This window comes from Streptomyces venezuelae, assembly GCF_008642295.1.
Taxonomy (GTDB): domain Bacteria; phylum Actinomycetota; class Actinomycetes; order Streptomycetales; family Streptomycetaceae; genus Streptomyces; species Streptomyces venezuelae_C.
Window position 1 is genome coordinate 1,929,740 of sequence record NZ_CP029190.1, and the last position, 18,113, is coordinate 1,947,852.

At 73.0% G+C, this 18,113-nt stretch carries 14 protein-coding genes; 4 read left to right on the forward strand and 10 right to left on the reverse strand.

Features of this window, described 5'->3' with window-relative positions; all coding sequences use genetic code 11:
* Nucleotides 1-3: 3 nt before the first annotated feature.
* Nucleotides 4-1,167, reverse strand: a complete 1,164-nt coding sequence (locus DEJ50_RS08385; protein ID WP_150206942.1) for a ferrochelatase — start codon at nt 1,165-1,167, stop codon at nt 4-6.
* Nucleotides 1,168-1,315: 148 nt separating this feature from the next.
* Between DEJ50_RS08385 and DEJ50_RS08390 the strand changes: the two genes are divergently transcribed.
* Nucleotides 1,316-2,572, forward strand: a complete 1,257-nt coding sequence (locus DEJ50_RS08390) for an MFS transporter (protein ID WP_150206943.1) — start codon at nt 1,316-1,318, stop codon at nt 2,570-2,572.
* Nucleotides 2,529-3,851, forward strand: coding sequence for a D-arabinono-1,4-lactone oxidase (locus DEJ50_RS08395; protein WP_150206944.1), 1,323 nt, complete (start codon nt 2,529-2,531; stop codon nt 3,849-3,851). The genes DEJ50_RS08390 and DEJ50_RS08395 overlap by 44 nt, the downstream gene beginning before the upstream one ends.
* A gap of 15 nt (nt 3,852-3,866) precedes the next feature.
* Here DEJ50_RS08395 and DEJ50_RS33850 read toward each other — a convergent pair whose 3' ends face one another.
* On the reverse strand, nt 3,867-4,667 hold the full coding sequence (locus tag DEJ50_RS33850) for a hypothetical protein (RefSeq protein ID WP_190344363.1): 801 nt from the start codon (nt 4,665-4,667) through the stop codon (nt 3,867-3,869).
* Nucleotides 4,668-5,177: 510 nt separating this feature from the next.
* On the opposite strand from DEJ50_RS33850, the gene sepH reads away from it, so the two are divergent.
* Entirely contained in the window at nt 5,178-6,203 is a 1,026-nt protein-coding gene (sepH, locus tag DEJ50_RS08405; protein ID WP_150206945.1) for a septation protein SepH, read from the forward strand.
* Nucleotides 6,204-6,494: 291 nt separating this feature from the next.
* Here the strand turns inward: sepH and DEJ50_RS08410 are convergent, their stop codons facing one another.
* Nucleotides 6,495-7,331, reverse strand: coding sequence for a sulfurtransferase (locus tag DEJ50_RS08410; RefSeq protein WP_150206946.1), 837 nt, complete (start codon nt 7,329-7,331; stop codon nt 6,495-6,497).
* A gap of 181 nt (nt 7,332-7,512) precedes the next feature.
* Between DEJ50_RS08410 and DEJ50_RS08415 the strand changes: the two genes are divergently transcribed.
* Nucleotides 7,513-8,283 (forward strand): VOC family protein, encoded by a 771-nt coding sequence (locus tag DEJ50_RS08415; protein WP_150206947.1) that lies wholly within the window; start codon nt 7,513-7,515, stop codon nt 8,281-8,283.
* A 19-nt stretch (nt 8,284-8,302) separates the two neighbouring features.
* Here the strand turns inward: DEJ50_RS08415 and DEJ50_RS08420 are convergent, their stop codons facing one another.
* From DEJ50_RS08420 to DEJ50_RS08450, 7 genes are all read right to left on the reverse strand, one after another.
* A complete protein-coding gene (locus tag DEJ50_RS08420; protein WP_150206948.1) occupies nt 8,303-11,647 on the reverse strand; it encodes an SAV_2336 N-terminal domain-related protein in 3,345 nt (1,114 codons plus the stop codon).
* A gap of 3 nt (nt 11,648-11,650) precedes the next feature.
* A complete protein-coding gene (locus tag DEJ50_RS08425; protein WP_150206949.1) occupies nt 11,651-12,730 on the reverse strand; it encodes an AAA family ATPase in 1,080 nt (359 codons plus the stop codon).
* The gene (locus tag DEJ50_RS08430; protein WP_150206950.1) at nt 12,727-14,316 is read right to left on the reverse strand and encodes an effector-associated domain 2-containing protein; all 1,590 of its coding nucleotides are present in this window, start codon (nt 14,314-14,316) and stop codon (nt 12,727-12,729) included. Before DEJ50_RS08430 ends, DEJ50_RS08425 begins: the two co-directional genes overlap by 4 nt.
* 14 nt (nt 14,317-14,330) lie before the next feature.
* Nucleotides 14,331-15,461: an effector-associated domain 2-containing protein gene (locus tag DEJ50_RS08435; RefSeq protein WP_150206951.1), complete on the reverse strand. Its 1,131-nt coding sequence runs from the start codon at nt 15,459-15,461 to the stop codon at nt 14,331-14,333.
* Between the two features lie 100 nt (nt 15,462-15,561).
* The gene (locus DEJ50_RS08440; protein WP_150206952.1) at nt 15,562-16,212 is read right to left on the reverse strand and encodes a thymidine kinase; all 651 of its coding nucleotides are present in this window, start codon (nt 16,210-16,212) and stop codon (nt 15,562-15,564) included.
* A 70-nt stretch (nt 16,213-16,282) separates the two neighbouring features.
* Nucleotides 16,283-17,488, reverse strand: a complete 1,206-nt coding sequence (locus DEJ50_RS08445; protein WP_150206953.1) for an alkaline phosphatase family protein — start codon at nt 17,486-17,488, stop codon at nt 16,283-16,285.
* Nucleotides 17,488-18,099 (reverse strand): DUF5998 family protein, encoded by a 612-nt coding sequence (locus DEJ50_RS08450; protein WP_150206954.1) that lies wholly within the window; start codon nt 18,097-18,099, stop codon nt 17,488-17,490. The genes DEJ50_RS08445 and DEJ50_RS08450 overlap by 1 nt, the downstream gene beginning before the upstream one ends.
* Nucleotides 18,100-18,113: the final 14 nt, after the last annotated feature.

Consider the following 18,113-nt stretch of genomic DNA (forward strand, 5'->3'; position numbering starts at 1 on the left):
TCCTCACGCGTACGGGCTGTCCACGCCGGCGGCTGCCGGCCGCGGCTCGCGCGCCGGGCAGCAGCCCACCGCGCACAGGTCCTGGGCGGGGCCGAGCAGCCCCAGCGCACAGCGCTCGACCGGCTCGCCGCGCTCGCTCGCGGCCCGCTCCAGCACCAGATCGCGGACCGCCGCCGCGAACCGCGGGTCGGCGCCCACGGTGGCCGACCGGGCCACCGGGAGGCCCAGCTCGGCCGCCTTGGCCATCGCCTCGGTGTCGAGGTCGTACAGGACCTCCATGTGGTCCGAGACGAAGCCGATCGGCACCATCACCACCGCCGGAGCCCCGTCGGCCTGCTCGGCCTCCAGGTGGTCGCAGATGTCCGGCTCCAGCCACGGGATGTGGGGGGCGCCGCTGCGCGACTGGTAGACGAGCTGCCACGGCCGTTCCACGCCCGTCTCGACGCGCACCGCGTCGGCGATCACCCGGGCGACGTCCAGGTGCTGGCGGACGTACGCGCCGCCCTCGCCGCCCGAGGTGTGGTCCTCGGCCGGACCGGAGGCGTCGGCCGCCGCGGTCGGGATGGAGTGCGTGGTGAAGGCCAGCCGGGCCCCGTCCCGTACGCCCTCGGGGAGGGAGTCCAGCGCGGCCAGCACCCCGTCGATCATGGGCTGCACAAAGCCGGGGTGGTTGAAGTAGTGCCGCAGCTTGTCCACCCGCGGCAGGTCGAAGCCCTCCTGCTCGAGCACGGCCAGCGCGTCTGCGAGGTTCTCGCGGTACTGGCGGCAGCCCGAGTACGAGGCATAGGCGCTGGTGGCCAGCACGGCGATGCGGCGCCGCCCGTCGGCCGCCATGTCGCGCATCACGTCCGTCAGGTACGGCGCCCAGTTCCGGTTGCCCCAGTAGACCGGGAGGTCCATGCCGTGGTCGGCGAAGTCCTTCCGGAGGGCGTCCAGCAGCTCCCGGTTCTGCGCGTTGATCGGGCTGACCCCGCCGAAGCCGAAGTAGTGCTGCCCGACCTCCTTGAGGCGCTCGCGCGGGATGCCCCGGCCGCGGGTCACGTTCTCCAGGAAGGGCACGACGTCGTCGGGTCCCTCCGGGCCGCCGAAGGACAGCAGCAGGAGGGCGTCGTAGGGGCGGGCCGGGCCGGCAGCGCCGTTCGCGGGGCTGGGGAGCTGGTCTGACATGCTTCGAATCCTGCCACCCGACACCGACGGCCGTGCATCCGGCCGAAGACTTCGTCACCCCGGTTTCCCGCCCCCTCCCTCCCCGCGCGGGCGCGTTGCTACCAGCCGTAACCTGTACGAGCCATTGACGTCCCTTACGGAGGGCAGCGTGCCCAGTCCCTACCGCGCGATATTCGCCGCCCCCGGCACCACGGCGTTCAGCACCGCCGGATTCATCGGACGGCTGCCGCTGTCCATGGTGGGCATCGGAATCGTGACGATGATCTCCGAGCTCACCGGCCGCTACAAGCTGGCCGGCCTGGTCACCGCCACCCTCGCCCTGGCCGCCGCCGTGATGGGCCCCCAGGTGTCCCGCCTGGTCGACCAGTACGGCCAGCGCCGGGTGCTGCGGCCCGCCACGCTCATCGCCGTGGCCTCGGTGTCCGGGCTGCTGCTCGCCGCCGCGAACGGCCTGCCGGAGTGGACCTGGTTCGTGTTCGCCGTGGGGGCCGGCGTGGTGCCGAGCGTCGGCTCGATGATCCGGGCCCGCTGGACGGCGATCTACCGGGACTCCCCGCGCGAGCTGCACACCGCCTACTCCTTCGAGTCCGTGGTGGACGAGATCTGCTTCATTTTCGGCCCGATCCTGGCCATCGGACTGTCCACCACCTGGTTCCCCGAGGCCGGCCCGCTGGTCGCCGCGGTCTGCCTGCTGGTGGGCACCTGGTGGCTGACCGCACAGCGGAGCACCGAGCCGGAACCCCACCCGCGCGCCACCCACACCGAGGGGGACAAGGGCTCCGCCCTCCGCTCCCCCGGCCTGCAGGTCCTGGTGGCCACCTTCGTGGCCACCGGCGCGATCTTCGGCTCCATCGACGTGGTGACCCTGGCCTTCGCCGAGGAGGAGGGGCACAAGTCGGCGGCCAGCGTCGTGCTGGCGGTCTGGGCCCTCGGCTCCTGCCTGGCGGGCGTGGTCTTCGGCCTGCTGCACCTGAAGGGCAAAGCCGAACGCCGCTGGGTACTGGGCGTCAGTGCGATGGCCGTGAGTATGATCCCCCTGCTACTGGCCGGGAACCTGCCGTTTCTGGCCGTGGCGCTCTTCGTCTCGGGTCTCGCCATCGCTCCGACGATGGTCACGACGATGGCCCTGATCGAGACGCACGTACCACGCGCGAAGCTGACCGAGGGCATGACCTGGACAAGCACCGGGCTCGCGGTCGGGGTCGCGCTCGGGTCCTCCGTGGCCGGCTGGGTCATCGACTCGTCGGGCGCCCGGACCGGGTACGTCGTCTCCATCTCGGCGGGGGCTGCCGCGGCGGCGGTTGCGTTCGCGGGTTACCGCCGGCTGACGAGGCCGGCGCAAGGGGAGGAGACCTCTGGCGATGGGGACGGCGACAGCAGGGAAGTCCGGGAGCACGTGGCGTAACTGGGCGGGCAACGTGTCCGCGACACCGGCCCGCGTAGTGGAACCGGCCTCGGTCGGAGACGTTCAGGAGGCGGTCCGGCGGGCCGCCGAGCAGGGACTGAAGGTGAAGGCGGTCGGCACCGGCCACTCCTTCACCGCGGCGGCGGCCACCGACGGCGTACTGATCAGGCCGCAGGCGCTCGCCGGGATCCTGGAGATCGACCGGTCGGCGGGCACCGTGAAAGTGGCGGCCGGCACCGTTCTGAAGGACCTCAACCAGGCCCTGGCCAGGGAGGGCCTGTCGCTCACCAACATGGGCGACATCATGGAGCAGACGGTTTCCGGGGCCACCGGCACCGGCACCCACGGCACCGGCCGGGACTCCGCCTCCATCGCGGCCCAGATCCGCGCGCTGGAGCTGGTCACCGCGGACGGGCGGATGCTCGTCTGCTCCGAGAAGGAGAACCCGGAGGTCTTCGCGGCGGCCCGGATCGGGATCGGGGCTCTGGGCGTGGTCACCTCGATCACCTTCGCGGTGGAGCCGCTGTTCTTCCTCACCGCCCGCGAGGAGCCGATGGGCTTCGACCGGGTGATGGACGAATTCGAGCAGCACTTCGCGGAGAACGAGCACTTCGAGTTCTACTGGTTCCCGCACACCGGCAACTGCAACACCAAGCGGAACAACCGCAGCCCGGGCCCGGCCGCCCCGCCCGGCGCGGTCAGCGCCTGGGTGGAGGACGAGCTGCTGTCGAACGGCCTCTTCCAGGCCGTCAACTCGCTGGGCCGCGCGGTCCCCGGGACCATTCCCGGCATCGCCCGGATCGCCAGCCGGGCCCTGTCCGCGCGCACCTACACGGACATCCCGTACAAGGTGTTCACCAGCCCGCGCCGGGTCCGGTTCGTGGAGATGGAGTACGCCCTTCCGCGCGAGCGGGTGGTCGCGGCGCTGCGGGAGCTGCGGGCCATGGTGGACCGCTCTGACCTGCGGATCAGCTTCCCGGTGGAGGTCCGGACGGCTCCGGCGGACGACATCGCCCTGTCCACCGCCTCCGGCCGGGACACCGCGTACGTCGCGGTGCACATGTACCGGGGCACCCCGTACCAGGCGTACTTCACGGCCGCCGAGCGGATCTTCACCGCACACGGCGGGCGCCCGCACTGGGGGAAGGTGCACACCCGGGACGCCGGGTACTTCGCCGAGGTCTACCCGCGGTTCGGGGAGTTCACCGCGCTGCGGGACCGGCTGGACCCGGACCGGGTGTTCGGCAACGACTACCTGCGCCGGATCCTCGGGGACTGAACCCGGCGGGCCCGGTCAGGACGTGCTCTCCAGGCCGCGCTCGCTGCCCGCCCCCCGGCCGGTGTCGCCACCCGGCGCCGCCGGTCCGGGGGTCGGGGGCGGGGTCGGTGCCGGGGTCGGCCCGGGCGGTGTGGGAGTCGGGGTCGGCGTGGGAGCGGGGGTCGGCGGCGTCGGGTCCGGGTCCGGGTCCGGCGGGGTGGGACCGGTGGAGTGCCTGCGGGTGCCGTCGGTACCGGCAGTCCCGTCGGTCCCGTCGGTATCGGCCGTACCGGTCTCCGGGTTGCCGGACCGTTCCTCCCGGCCCTGCCGTCCGCCGCCCGAACCGTCGTCGCCCTTGTCTCCCTTGTCGCCCTCACCCGCCCGGGACTTGACGGGACCACCGGGCAGCACGGACCGCCCGTCACTGCTCACCGGTGAGCCGGCAAAGGCCTCGTACGCGCCTATGCCGCCCATCGCGAGGGCGAAGGCCAGCCCGGCGGCGACCGCGCTGCGCTTCCAGCCCCGGTTCCGGCTGCCGTGGGTGGTGGCCGGGCTGAACTCGCCGACGGCGGGCGGGCCCGGCTCGGCCGGCACCGGGACCTGGCGGCCCTTCGGCGCGGCGGCCTCGCGCAGCTGGTCGCCGGTACGGCGGAAGAGGTGCTGGATCACGGGGCCGCCCGCGGTGGCCACCACGCTGACCACGCCGGCGCCCAGGATCGTGCCGTACACGCCGAGCTTCGAGGCGAGCAGGGCGGCGGCGACCGTGGCCAGCGAGGTCCCCGCGACCTGGGTCACACTCAGATCGAGCTTCTTCTTCTCGGTCGCCTTCTGACCCATCCTCAACCTCTGCTTCACCGGCCTACAGCAGTTACTGACCTCTGAGCGAAACCGATAGTTCCATTTCTGCGGATTCTGTGAAGCACACCACCCCAAATCGACCGCGGACGCAGGGGCGTCCGACCGGTCGGTCTCCCAACTCCCCTGCCGCCGGACAAGTTCGGCGGCGCGGCGGTCCACCCAGGTGGCCCGAATGGAGTACTGTGGCGAGCCCTGGGACCGTCCCTCCTTACGGATGTCCGGACCCGGGAGAGGGGGCCGGTTGATGGAGAAACGGCGCTCGAAACCGGCGAGAGTGCGCTATCGCACGGGTTTCTGCTGCACAGAGTGACCACCCGGTCACTGTCTGTGGCCAACAGGTAACCGTGCCATAACGGCGATCAAGGGCGCATGCCCGACACGCCGGTTTAACTCGGCAAGGTTGTGGCAGGCTGCACCCGGGCAGGCCACACTCGACTAGCGGAAGCAGCGACGCACGTGACGTCGGCAGGCACCACCCGGGAGGTCCCCATGCCCGAACTGCGTGTCGTGGCCGTCTCCAATGACGGCACACGACTGGTGCTCAAGGCTGCGGACAGCACGGAGTACACGCTTCCGATCGACGAACGGCTGCGGGCGGCGGTACGCAACGACCGTGCCCGGCTGAACCAGATCGAGATCGAGGTGGAGAGCCACCTCCGCCCGCGGGACATCCAGGCCCGGATACGTGCCGGTGCCTCCGCGGAGGAGGTCGCGCAGCTCGCCGGCATCCCCGTCGACCGGGTCCGCCGCTTCGAAGGGCCGGTCCTGGCCGAGCGTGCCTTCATGGCCGAGCGCGCCCGCAAGACCCCCGTACGCCGCCCCGGCGAGAACACCGGACCCCAGCTCGGCGAGGCCGTGCAGGAGCGGCTGACGCTGCGCGGGGCCGAGAAGGAGACCGTCCAGTGGGACTCCTGGCGCCGCGACGACGGCACCTGGGAGGTCCTGCTGGTCTACCGGGTGGCCGGTGAACCGCATTCCGCGAGCTGGACGTACGACCCGCCGCGCCGCCTGGTGGTGGCGGTGGACGACGAGGCCCGCTCGCTGATCGGCGAGTCGGACGACCTCCCGACCGCCCCCGAGCCGACGTTCCCGTTCGTACCGCGGATCGCGCGGCTGCCCCGGGACCGGCCGCTCGACCGCGCACTGGACCGCCAGCTCCCCGCCATCGCCTCGGCCGCGCCCCCGCCGGAGCCGGAGGAGGAGCGGGACACCCTGACCAGCCTGCTGGAGGCGGTACCGAGCTTCCGGGGCGACCTGGTGGTCCCGGAGCGGCCCGCCGCCGCGCCGGAACCGGAGCCGGAGGAGGCCGAGGAGGCCCCGCCGGCCGCTTCGGCGGGCGCAGGGGCGGCATACGCGGACGTGCTGATGCCGCGGACGGTGGCCGGCCATCGCGACCGGCTCACCGGTACCACGGACCGGCAGGCCGAGGCCGACGGAGTCCGGCCGGGCCGCCGCGCGGCGGTCCCCAGCTGGGACGAGATCGTCTTCGGCACCCGCCGCAAGAAGCAGGAATAGCCGCCCCGGAGCCACCCCGCGGGAACGCGCGGCCGTTCCGGGGCCGGTCCGGGGGTGCCGGCCCGGCACCCGCACCACGATGTGGCCCGGGGCCATACCGCGTACCCTCCCCCGGCACCGGCACCGCGTGGAACGCACGGCCCCCGGCAGCCGGCCAGGCGGGGCCCGCAGGGCCCCGGTCATGCACGCAGCCGCCCGGCCGGGGCCGGCAGGCACGGCGCGGCCCGGCGGAGCCGGCAGGCACGGCGCGGCCCGGCGGAGCCGGTAGGTATCGCGCGCAGGCGGATGGCGCTACTGCGGTTCCGGGCCCGTCGCCACCGGGCGGGACTCGTCCGAGGACCACTCCGACCAGCTGCCCGCGTACAGGGCCGCCGGGATGCCCGCGACCTCGAGTGCCAGCACCTGATGGGCTCCCGATACGCCGGAGCCGCAGTACACGCCCACCGGGGCTTCGCCGGAGGCGCCCAGGCCCGCGAAACGCGCCGCGAGTTCCTCCGCCGGGAGCAACCTGCCGTCGGGCCGTACGTTTTCGGCCGTCGGCGCCGACAGTGCGCCCGGAATGTGGCCTCCGACCCGGTCGATCGGCTCGATTTCGCCCCGGTACCGCTCCCCCGCCCGGGCATCCAGCAGGACGCCGGTCCGGGCGAGCGAAGCCGCCGCATCCGCGTCCAGCAGCCCCACGGCTCCCGGACTTGGCTTGAAATCGCCCTCCCCTTGCGAGGGCTCCTCGATCGTCAGTCCACCCCCCGCCGAGGTCCAGGCGACCAGGCCCCCGTCGAGGACCCGGACGTTGCCGTGACCCGTCCAGCGCAACAGCCACCAGGCCCGGGCCGCGGCCCAGCCCTGACCGCCGTCGTACACGACCACGGGCCTGTCCGCCGAGACCCCGGCCCGGCGCATCACCGCCCCGAACTCCTCCGCGTCCGGCAGCGGGTGACGGCCACCGGACCCAGGCGGACCTGCGAGTTCGCGGTCGAGATCGACGTACACGGCGCCGGGAAGGTGCCCGGCCTCGTACTCGGGCCGCAGATGGGGCCCGCCCAGCTGCCAGCGGATGTCGAGCAGGACCGGCGGGCGCGGACCGGCCAGTTCGGCCATCAGTTCGGATGCGGAGAGGATCGCAGTCATGGCTCCATCCTCTCCCCCTCCGCGGCCTCCGCGTAACACGCCGGACACCGACGTGCCGCACTGATTCGGTCATCTCTCGGGGCCCACTCGAAATGCGGCGCGGCCGGGGCGCGCCGCGGCCTGGGGAGTGCAAGCATCAGCAGCGGCAAGCAGACACCCGAGACGCGGAGGAGATTCGGCGATGACCGAGGCAGCACTGCGGCGCACAACCGGAGCACCGTGCTGGGTGAGCCTGATGGTCCACGGTCTCGGGACCACCGAGGACTTCTACAGCGCCCTGTTCGGCTGGGAGTACGCCCCGGGCCCGGAGCCGCTCGGCCCGTACGTCCGGGCGCTGCTCGACGGCCGTGAGGTGGCGGGCATCGGCCAGCTGCCCCCGGACCGCCATCTGCAGGTGGCCTGGACCACGTACCTGTCCACCGAGGACGCGGACGAGACGGCGGAGGCGATCCGCTGCTGCGGCGGCACGGTGGCGGTGGGCCCGCTGGACGCGGGGGACGCCGGGCGGATGGCCATCTGCTCCGACCCGGCCGGCGCGGTCTTCGGGATCTGGCAGTCCGGGGCCCACGCGGCCCCGCTGACCGGGGTGCACGGCACGCCGGTGTGGAACGAGCTGGTCACCCAGGACACCACGATGGTCGGCAAGTTCTACCAGTCCGTCTTCGGCCACGAGGCGGAGGCGGTGGTCTCGGCCGACTTCGACTATCTGACCCTGCATGTCGGGGGCCTGCCGGTGGCCTCGATCCACGGGGTGGGCCGCGCCCTGCCGCACGACCGGGGCGCGCACTGGATGACGTACTTCGAGGTCTCGGACGCCGACCGGGCCGCCGACCAGGTCGAAGAACTCGGCGGGCATGTGCTCCGGCCGCCCCGGGAGGGCGCGCTGGGCCGCCTGGCCATGGTCTCCGACCCGGAGGGCGCGGTCTTCACGGTCGTCCAGTCCATGCCCTGACCCGCCGGGCCGACGCGGCTCATGGCGCCTCCGGCAGGTCGCCGTCACCGGGACCGGGCAGGGGGCTGGTCGGGTCGTCGTAGAGCAGGGCGAGGCCGTCGGACCAGTGCGCGTTCACGTCGCCGCGAACCAGCCGGGAGCGGAGTGAGGCGAGGGCGGCGGGGAGGTCCTCGGTGCTGCGGGCGCCCACCAGCTGGTTGACGCCTTCCCGGAACTCGGCGTCCAAGAAGCCCGGGGCGAGCGGCCGGCGCCGCCAGAGGACGACCGGGTGGCCGGCGACGATCAGGTCGTGCAGCACCTCGGAGGTGGCGCCGCCGCCGGACAGGACCGGGACGGCGGAGGGCGGCAGGACCTGCAACTCGGTGCGCACTTCGCCGTCCAGGATCACCGGGACCGGTGGGCCGCCGTGGAGAAAGCGCCAGCGCGTTCGGCGCTGCTCGTTGATGGCGAGGCCCCCGGCGGTCGGGCCGCCCACGAGGCGGGTGACGATCGGGCGCTCGGCGCCCAGCATAAGGCCGCCGCGGGCGCCGAGGCGCCAGCGTTCGACGTCGAGGTCCGGCAACAGATCGGAGGGCAGCGCGAGCTGCAGTGGGGCGGCATAGCCGGTCCTGTCGCAGCGCTCCAGCGTCTCGGCGAGTGGCCGGGCCAGCAGACCCGGCAGGGCTTCGGGTGCGGCACCCTCCTCGTCGGCATGCATGGGGGTCACCTCGCTGTCGTCCCACACGATGGCGATCCGCCAGCCGTGCCGGCCGCTGTCATCGGCGGGGAAGATCTCCAGTAGTACCTCCGGCCCGGTCCGGTCGGAGGAGGTTCGCCGCGCGGAGGCATTGCCGCCGGCGCGCCGCCGCATACCGAGCAACTCGGTGCGCCCGGCGATGTGGGTGGTGCGGCCGAGCAGGGTGTGCACGTCGGTCCAGGTGGTGCCGGGTTCGTGGGCGGCGGAGTTGCGATCGGCGTGGTACAGATCGTGGGCGGTGAACAGCTGCTGGTACAGGTCCTCCTGCGGGTCCACGGTGACCGGCAGGTGCCGCAGTTCCTGGATCGGCACGGCAGTACGCACGTTCTGCCCGGAGATGCCCCTGAGCACCCCGATGACCTCGCCGTGGCCGAGGTCCACCACCGGGCCGCCGGACATGCCCGGCAGGATGGTGGGTCCGCCCACCAGCCTGAGCAGCCGTTCGTCGTCCGGTCCGTCGAACACTCCGTCGTTGGTGCAGCGGAAGCTGTGGAGCCGGGCCTCGCCGTCCACCATGCTCCAGCCGAAGCACACGGTCGGCCCACCGAGGACGACACTGCCGGGAGGACGTTCGGTGACCCAGACGCAGGGATGGTCGACCTCATCGAGCACCCGGATCAGCGCCAGGTCGGGCTCCGGCCCGCTGCCGGTTCGGGGGCGGTTGTCGAGCCCGGCCCACTCGACGACGCCGCTGAGCAACTGGTCGCCGTAGCCGATCCGCACCCTGTGAAGTCCGGCGCCCGTCGCGTGGAGCGAGTAGGCCGGGAGGACATGGGCGCTGGTCAGCACCCGGTTGGGCGAGACGAAGAAGCCACTGCCCACCATGCCGTCCACGCGCTCCGCACTGTGGACGCGGACGGTCGCCGCGGCTGCGAGGCGGCTGATCAGCTCTACGGGGTCCCTGCGGTCGGTCGGCGGCGACGCCGTCAGCCGGCCGCGGACCGTCGGCCCGTCCGCTGCCTCGGCCAGTGCCTCCGCCACGGACTTGTACTCGTGGCCGGCCCCCGCCAGAACCTTGGCGGCGACCCGGGCGAAGGGCCGGCTGTCCTGCGGGAGCCGCCAGCCCTCGGAAGACCCTGGAGCCGGGATGAGGGCCCGGAAGTCGAGGGTGCCGCCGAGGCGCCGGGCGACCCGGCCGGAGACACGGCTGACAACGTCCAGGACCCGCAGCGACTCACGCCGGGTCAGGGTGTCCAGCAGGGCCTCGCGGACGCCGGGCCGGAACTCGTACAGCGTCAGGTCCGGGTCGCTGTCCGATCCGGGCTGGTCCGGAACCTGGACGAGCAGCCCGGACAGGAAGAACTCGGCGAGATGGGCGGTGCCCGACCGGGGCATCATGGCCCGTTGGACCAGGCGCATCACCGGGAGCACGAGGGGCACCGCCGCCAGATAGCCGGCCAGCTCGAACGCCCCGGCCGACGCCTCGCCGCGGAAGCCCTCGACGAGCGCCGCCGGGTCGGCGGCTGCCGGGTCAGGGGCTGCCGGGTCGTGGTCCGAGCCCGGGAGCAGGGGCGGGAGCGGGAGCGGTTCGGCGCCGGCCCGGAGGGCCATCATCGGAATCCAGTCGCCCGCCTGCCCGGCGACCAGGCGGGCCCAGGGGGCCAGCCAGTCCGGGCGCAGTTCCAGTACCGGCACCCAGCGCTGGTGCCGGATCGGCCCCCGGGCAGCCCGCCGGTGCGGTGTCTGGGGGCGGAACAGCGCCGTTGCCCGGCCCGGTGCGCCGGAGCGGGCGAGGACGTGCTCCGGAACGAGGGCCGTACGGTGCCACAGGCTGTGCGGCAGGACCTGGAGGACGGCCACCGGCCGGGTGCGCGACCAGCGGTCGACCGCCTCCATGAGCTCCGGGCTGCGCCACAGCGGCCCCACCCCGTCGGTGAGCAGCAGGAGCAGTCGCCTGCCCGTGGGATCGGCGAGTTGCCGGGGCGGGAAGGCCCGCTGCGGCCTGCCGCGGGACGTGCGGTGGAACGGTTCCGGCCTCGGCCGGGGGGCGCCGGTGTCGAGCGACCAGGTGTCCGTCACCCGGAAGGCGCCGTGCGCCTCGAACAGTGTCTGTAGTTCGGTGGCCAGTTGCTGCCACATGGCCATCGATGGACCGGTGTCGACGACGAGGTCGACCGCGAACCGGCGTTCGGTGGGCGTCTTCCAGGCGGGCAGGAACATCAGGCTCTCGCCGCTTGCCCTGGCTGTCGCCTCCTCGTCCAGCAGAGGGGTGCCCGGACCGGGCGCGCGCTGCTTGAGCGGTCGCAGTGCCCGGGATATCGCCAGGGGGTCGGTCAGCACGCTCTCCCGGCCCACCCGCACCGGCGCGGCCCCGGCACCCCGCGGCCCCGGTACGGCATCCCCGGGCGGCTCTTGCAGTGCGGCAGCCGTCGGCGCCGTCACCGCATGCAGCGGCGTCTGCGGACGCGGGCCGGGGGTGCGGGCCGGCTGTCCCGTTTCCGTATCCGGTCCGGTGGAGCCGGCGGCCCCGGCCCCGGCTCCGGCTCCGGATCCGGCCTCCGGTTCGCGTGCCGGTGACGACCGTCCGAGGAAACGGGCCAGCCAGAGCGCGTCCGCCAGGTCCACGACGGACGGACCGTCGTCGTCCGCCGGCAGCCGGTACGGGCTCCGGCCCGCTTCCCCTGCCACCGGTCAGCCCTCGTTGAGCGGACGCAGCAGGTGGTCGACGATCAGACCGCGCTCCTCGGGGTCGGCCCAGAGCTGCTGGGCCAGAAGTGCCGCGTTGAGCAACTGGTCGTTGGCGAGTTCGGCGCCTTCGTCGTCCTGCTTGCGGAGGAACTCGCCGACGAGCTTCTCGTAGGCGGCTGTCGCTGGGGCGTCGGAGGGCGGCAGAAGGGCGTCCAGCAACCGGGCCAGCTTGTGCCGGTCCGGTCGGTGGATCTCCAGACGGATACAGCGCCGAAGGAAGGCAGGCGGGAACTCCCGTTCCCCGTTGCTGGTCATGACCACCAGGGGGAACTCGTGGCAGCGGACCCGGCCGCCGGTCAGCTCCACCCGTTCCTCGTCGTCCGCGGTCATCACGGTGGCGGTGGGCCGGCGCAGGCGGGCGAGTTCACGGACGGTGAACTCACCTTCCTCGAACACGTGGAGGAGATCGTTGGGGAAGTCCGCATCGCTCTTGTCGATCTCGTCGATGAGCAGGACGCGCGGGATCCGCCACGGCAACAGGGCGGTGCCCAGCGGGCCCAGCCGCAGGTAGTGTCCGATCTCGGGCGGTTCCGTCTCCTGCCCGCGCCCGAGCAGCCCGCTGTCCTGCAGGCGTCCGACGGCGTCGTACTCGTACTGCCCGTTCTGCAGGGTGGTGCGGCTGGTGACGGACCAGCGGAGCACCGGACCGAGCCCCAGTTCCCCGGCGATGCTGTAGGGCAGTGTCGACTTGCCGACTCCCGGCGGTCCGGTCACCAGCAGCGGCCGGCGCAGCAGCAGCGCCATGTTCACCAGGTGGATCTCCTTGCGTTCCGCCTGGTAGCGGAAGGTGCGCAGGTTCCGGCCCCGGCGGCTGTGCCGGCCGGCCACGGAGGTCGGGGCCGGAGGGTCGAGCAGGTCCGTGCGCTCCGTTCCGTCGGAGAACGACCGCCAGGACGGCGCCTTGGGCAGCCGCCGGATGCCGTTGTGCGGCTCGGGGGAGCAACGGTAGATCCACCAGTCGGGTTCGGCGGCGCAGGGTTCGGCGTCGGCTTCGGCGTCGCAGGGTTCGGCGTCGGCGGTCATGCTTTGCCCTCCGGTGCAGGAGCGGTCAGGACGGATTCCGGGGGGACGCAGTGCGGATCGTCCCAGAGCAGCGTCAGGTGGTTGTGCATGTCCGCGGCGTCGTCACGGGACGCGCTGCGCCGCCACAGCCTCAGGACGGCCGGCAGATCGGCGAAGCGCTGCCGCGCCGGCTCCCGGAGCCGCTCGGCGAGCTCGGCCGGGTTGCCGCCGTCGCGCCGCCACACCATGAACGGGACTCCCTCGCACACGGCTTCCCTGAGGGCACCCGCGCGGCGGGGGTCGCGATGGTCGTAGGCGAACGCCAGGGCAAGCCCGGCACTGTCCGGACGGGTGTCGAGCCAGGCCCTGACCTCCCCCTCGCGGCCCCGCAGCCGGAGGATGTCGGCGCCGTGCCCTCCCCCGTCCAGCGAGGCGGTGGCCTCCAGGGCCAGCCAGCCGACCCCCTGTTCGGGCGGTCCCGGCGCATCCGGGTGGTTGAACGCCTGCCAGCGGCGCTGCCAGTCCCGGTGCCAGGACTGCTGCCGCATCCGGTCCAGCGACCGTATGACCACGGGGTACTTGTGGCCCAGCAGGTATCCCTGGGTGTCGGTCAGCCACCGCTCGACCGGGTGGTCGAGCAGTGACCACGGCAGCAGGAACTCCACCCGGACCGAGTGCGCCCGGTCCAGGCGGGCCGCGAGGTCCTCCCACTGGATCAGGCAGGTGTGCCCGAGTTGCTGGAGGTCACCGAGGGAGTAGGGCTGTTCGGCCTCCCGCTTGCGCGGCCGGCGCAGGCCGTCGTCGGTCCAGTCGAAGAGGGTGGCGTCCACTTCGTACTCCTGCTTGCCGGGAGAGGTCTCGCTCAGCCGGATCTGGAGGACACGGCGGCCGGGCGGGTGGGGCACCCGGCCGGCTGCCGGCCGGCAGCGGGCGGCCAGGGCGTTCCGTACGTCCACCGCGAGCCCCAGTTCACGGCCGGCCAGGACGAGATGGCTGCGCAGCAGCTCCGCCGGTTCTCCGGGCAGGGCTGCGGCCAGCTCGGCCAGGAACCGCAGGACCAGCGGACCTTCGGCGGCGGCTCTGCCCCCGGCCGGCTCCCGTGCGTCGTTCAGCCGCAGCAGCATCCCCGACACGGTCTCGGAACCTCGCAGACCGGAGGGCTCCCCCGGCAGGAGGGCCCGGTCCAGTGCACCGCTCGCCACGGCCGGCGGCACGATGGCCCTCAACGCGTCGAGTTCCGCGGCCACCGCCCGCAGCCGGGACCGGGGAAGCCGTCCCGACGGGGCCAGTTCCTCGACCAGCTCGTCGAGTTCGGCCATGGCCGCTTCCTCGCTGCGCAGATACCCCAGGGTGTCCGCGAGGGCCCGCAGTGCCCGCTCGGGGTCCTGGTGCCGGTCCATGACATCGACCAGGGCTGCGATCTGGCTGCGCGGATCGTTGTAGGCAGGCACGGGGAACGGGCCGGGTCCCTCGCCGAGCTGTCTGCCCATCAGGACTCTCACCTGCCGGAAGACCTGCGGGTCGTCCAGGTCGGAGAAGGCTCCCAGCGTGGTGCGGAGCCGTTCCACGTCCTGCACGCTCCAGCCGGGCGCCTCCCCGTCCGGCATCCCGGCAGCCTGCGTCACCGGAGGTGTGCGAGCACGGCTCGCAGGTCGGCCGCGGCGGCGTCTTCGGGACGGAGGGAGGTCACGGCATCACGGAAGGCGGCCAGCGCGGCCGGTGGGTTCCGGTGCGCGTGGCACCGTTCGACGATTTCCACCAGGTGGTCCCGCGGGTGCGCCCGGTAGGAGGCGGAGAAACCGGAGCTCGCGGCCAGGGAGTTCCGCATCAGACGGACGATCGTGAGCCGGAAACCGGCATCGTCCATATCGGAGACCCGCTCGGCAGCCGCCACGACCTTGAAGGTGTCCGGGAGGGCGGCGGGCGGTCCGGCCGTCGGCTCGGCATCGGCCCTCGGCTCGGCACCGGGCTCGGGCTCGGGCTCGGGCTGCGGTTCGGCACCGGATTCGGTCTGTGGCTCGGCACGGGGTTCGGTGCCCGCGGCAGTGAGCAGGATCAGGCGGCGGAGCGTCGTGTACGTCCGGTGGTCGGGGGCCGTCGGCCGGGCGATGCCGGAATGGTCCCCGGGCAGTACCGCGGCGTCCGGGAAGACACCGCGCGCAGAGGCCGGCGAAACGATGTTGTCGGTCTCGCCCGCGTAGACGGAGAACGGGATCGGGCAGCTGCTCGCCGTCACCCGGTCGGCGTGGACGATGTCGCGGAGGACGGCGCGCTGGGTATCGGTGACCTGCTCGTTGAGCGGGCGCAGCTGATGCTCCTGGACATTGCACCGCAGCAGGCGACGCCGGAGCGAGAGCGCAATCTCGGAGCCGTTGTTCGGGCAGGCCAGCAGCACCACCCGGGCTATCCGCTGCAGGTCGGAGCCACGGCCCTCGGCGGTCATCCGGGTCAGGTGGCGCTGGACGATCAGGCCGCCCTGACTGTGCGAGACCAGCATCAGGCGGCCGAAGGCATCCGCCTCGGTGTCGAGGTATTCCTTCAGGCTGTCCGCGACCGTGTCGAACGTCGGGATGGCCCGGCGCGGGTCGAACTCCCACAACCGCGTGGAGTAGCGGAAGGCCAGGGTCTCGACGAAGCCGAGACCGGGATCACCGGCGATCAGCCGGCGGAGCGGATCCCACATGCCCGGCGACGACTTGAATCCATGTACGAGCACCACGCCCAGCCGCGGTGTTCCCGGTGCTGCCCCCACGCTGCCCCTCCGGCACACGAGCTTCCCTGGACGGCAAAGCTACCGAGGCGTGCCGCCGTACGTGCGGGTTTCCCCGAGAAGCACCGGCTCCGGCTGCCGGTCAGGCGTGGTTGACCGGGAGGACGTCCGGGGAGAGGGCGCTCGCGTGGGCCGTGGCCGAGGTCATGCGGCGGCGGTGGTGGCGGCGGCACAGAACCTCGTAGCCGATCTCCTCCGCCGGGCGGTTCACATCGCCGACGACCACCTGGGCGCCCTCGACGACCATCTCCCCGCCCACCGTACGGGCGTTGTGGGTGGCCCGGGCGCCGCACCAGCACAGGGCCTCGACCTGGAGCTGTTCGAGGCGGTCGGCCAGCTCGATCAGGCGCTGCGAGCCCGGGAAGAGCTTGGTGCGGAAGTCCGTGGTGATGCCGAAGGCGAAGACGTCCATGTCCAGGTCGTCGACGATCCGGGCGAGCTGGTCGATCTGCTCCGGCGCGAGGAACTGCGCCTCGTCCACGATCACGTAGTCCGCTTTGCCGCCGGCCGACAGCTCCCGGACCAGGTACGCGTACAGGTCCATGCCCTCCGGCGCCTCGATCGCCTCCGTCACCAGGCCGAGGCGGGAGGAGAGCTTGCCCGCGCCGGCCCGGTCGTCGCGGGTGAAGATCACGCCCTGGAGACCCCGCGCGGCGCGGTTGTGCGCGATCTGGAGCGCCAGAGTGCTCTTTCCGCAGTCCATCGTTCCGGAGAAGAACACCAGCTCGGGCATGGGAAGTACGGGACCTTTCGGCGGATCGGGAACTCGGAACGGGAGCGGCGGGCGGCGGGCGGCTGGCGGGTCAGGCCGAGCGGACCTCGAGCAGGGGGACCAGTTGCTCGGCCGGGGTCAGCGAGCCGTGCATGCCGGTCAGGGCCGACTCGTTCGGCTCGTTGACCGAGGCGGTGATGGCGACATCGGCGTGGGCCGCGGCGACCACGTCTCCGATCCGCCCCAGGACCCGCTCGTCGCAGTCGCCGGGGGCACCGAACCAGCCCAGTTCCAGGGCCTCCTCGCGGCTCGCGACCCAGAAGCGGTCGCCCAGCACCTCACGCCAGACGGTGAGGACGTCGGCCTCCGCCCCGGGCACCGCGTAGACGTGCCGGGCCCGGCCCTCGCCGCCCAGCAGGGCGACTCCGGCGCCGAGTTCCCAGTCCTCGTCGAAGTCGATCCGGGAGTCTTCGTCGAAGGGGATGTCCACCATGCCGTGGTCGGCGGTGACGTACAGCGCGGTGCGCGGCGGCAGTTGTTCGGCGAGCCGCCGGACCAGCCGGTCCACGTGCATCAACTGCCCGCGCCAGGCATCGGAGTCCACCCCGTGCCGGTGGCCGGCGCCGTCGAGTTCGCTGTAGTACGTGTAGACGAGCGAGCGGTCTCCGGCGGCGAGCCGGTCCGCGGCCAGGTCCATCCGCTCCTCACCGGTCATCCGGCCGAGGAAGGTGCCGCCGCTGAGCGCGATCTTCGTCAGCGGGGTGGTCTGGAAGGCCGGGGAGGACACCTGGGCGGTGGCGATGCCGGCCGCGTCGGCGCGCTGGAAGACGGTCGGGTACGGCTGCCAGACCTGCGGAGAGGTCCAGGGCTGCCAGCGGAGCTGGTTCATCAGCTCGCCGGTGGCCGGGTTGCGCACGGCGTAGCCGGGCAGGCCGTGGCGGGCCGGGGGCAGGCCGGTGCCGACCGAGGCCAGGGAGGTGGCGGTGGTCGCCGGGAACCCGGAGGTTATCGGCCGGCCGGTGCCGCCGCGCGAGGTGGGGAGGAGCGAGGTGAGGTACGGCGCCTCGTCCGGGTGGGCCTTGATCTGCTCCCAGCCGAGCCCGTCGATCAGGAACACGCAGTTCCGGTCGGCCGGGGTGAGTTCGGTGAGGGTGGCGGAGAAGCCCGGCACGCCCTGGCCTGCCACGAGGGTGGGCAGCAGGTCGGCGAGTGAGCCGGCGCCGTACTCGGGCACCGGGGCGCCGCCGAGGTCCAGCAGTTCCGGATCGTGCCAGTCCTGCGCGGGCGAGTACGTCATCAGCGGGCGGATCCCGCCGATGCCGCAGCCGCGGTGGCCGCGGTGGCCTCGCTCAGCGCCTGGGCGAAGAGGAGGGTCTGGCGGACCGCCTCCGGGCCGTCGCCGGCCTCGCTGACCCGCAGGCTCAGGTCGTCGGCGGTGGAGTTTCCGGTGTAGCCGTGGTCGGAGTCGCAGTTCGGGTCGCCGCAGGCGGCGGGCTCCAGGTCGATCCGGGAGACGGCGCCCCAGCCGATGGTGAGGACGACCTCACGAGGCAGGGTGCCGGGCGTGTACGACTCCGGGTTGGCGACCACGCGGCTGAGCACCACCGAGGAGATCCCGGCGAGCTTGACCGACTCGGTCGAGGTGGTCGCGTACGGGGACGGGGATCCGGCGTCGGCGGCCTGCTCGTCGGTGTGGCTGACGATGAACCGGTTGCCGGTCAGAACCAGCACGGTGACGTGCCGGCGCACCTCGTTGGAGTCGAAGGTGGTCTCCTGGTGGACCAGGTACGACGAGATCGGCTCGCCGCCCACCGCGGCCTCCACGGCCTCGGCCACGAGGGCCGGGTAGTAGCCGCTGCGCTCGATCGCCGCGCGCAGCCCCTGGGTCGTCGTACCGGATTTCGCCATGAGGTCCATCCTAA

Coding starts and splice junctions, on each gene's coding strand:
- DEJ50_RS08385 (WP_150206942.1), bottom strand. CDS start 1,167: ATGTCAGACCAGCTCCCCAGCCCCGCGAACGGCGCTGCCGGCCCGGCC.
- DEJ50_RS08395 (WP_150206944.1), top strand. CDS start 2,529: ATGGGGACGGCGACAGCAGGGAAGTCCGGGAGCACGTGGCGTAACTGG.
- DEJ50_RS33850 (WP_190344363.1), bottom strand. CDS start 4,667: ATGGGTCAGAAGGCGACCGAGAAGAAGAAGCTCGATCTGAGTGTGACC.
- sepH (WP_150206945.1), top strand. CDS start 5,178: ATGCCCGAACTGCGTGTCGTGGCCGTCTCCAATGACGGCACACGACTG.
- DEJ50_RS08410 (WP_150206946.1), bottom strand. CDS start 7,331: ATGACTGCGATCCTCTCCGCATCCGAACTGATGGCCGAACTGGCCGGT.
- DEJ50_RS08415 (WP_150206947.1), top strand. CDS start 7,513: ATGACCGAGGCAGCACTGCGGCGCACAACCGGAGCACCGTGCTGGGTG.
- DEJ50_RS08425 (WP_150206949.1), bottom strand. CDS start 12,730: ATGACCGCCGACGCCGAACCCTGCGACGCCGAAGCCGACGCCGAACCC.
- DEJ50_RS08430 (WP_150206950.1), bottom strand. CDS start 14,316: ATGCCGGACGGGGAGGCGCCCGGCTGGAGCGTGCAGGACGTGGAACGG.
- DEJ50_RS08440 (WP_150206952.1), bottom strand. CDS start 16,212: ATGCCCGAGCTGGTGTTCTTCTCCGGAACGATGGACTGCGGAAAGAGC.
- DEJ50_RS08445 (WP_150206953.1), bottom strand. CDS start 17,488: ATGACGTACTCGCCCGCGCAGGACTGGCACGATCCGGAACTGCTGGAC.
- DEJ50_RS08450 (WP_150206954.1), bottom strand. CDS start 18,099: ATGGCGAAATCCGGTACGACGACCCAGGGGCTGCGCGCGGCGATCGAG.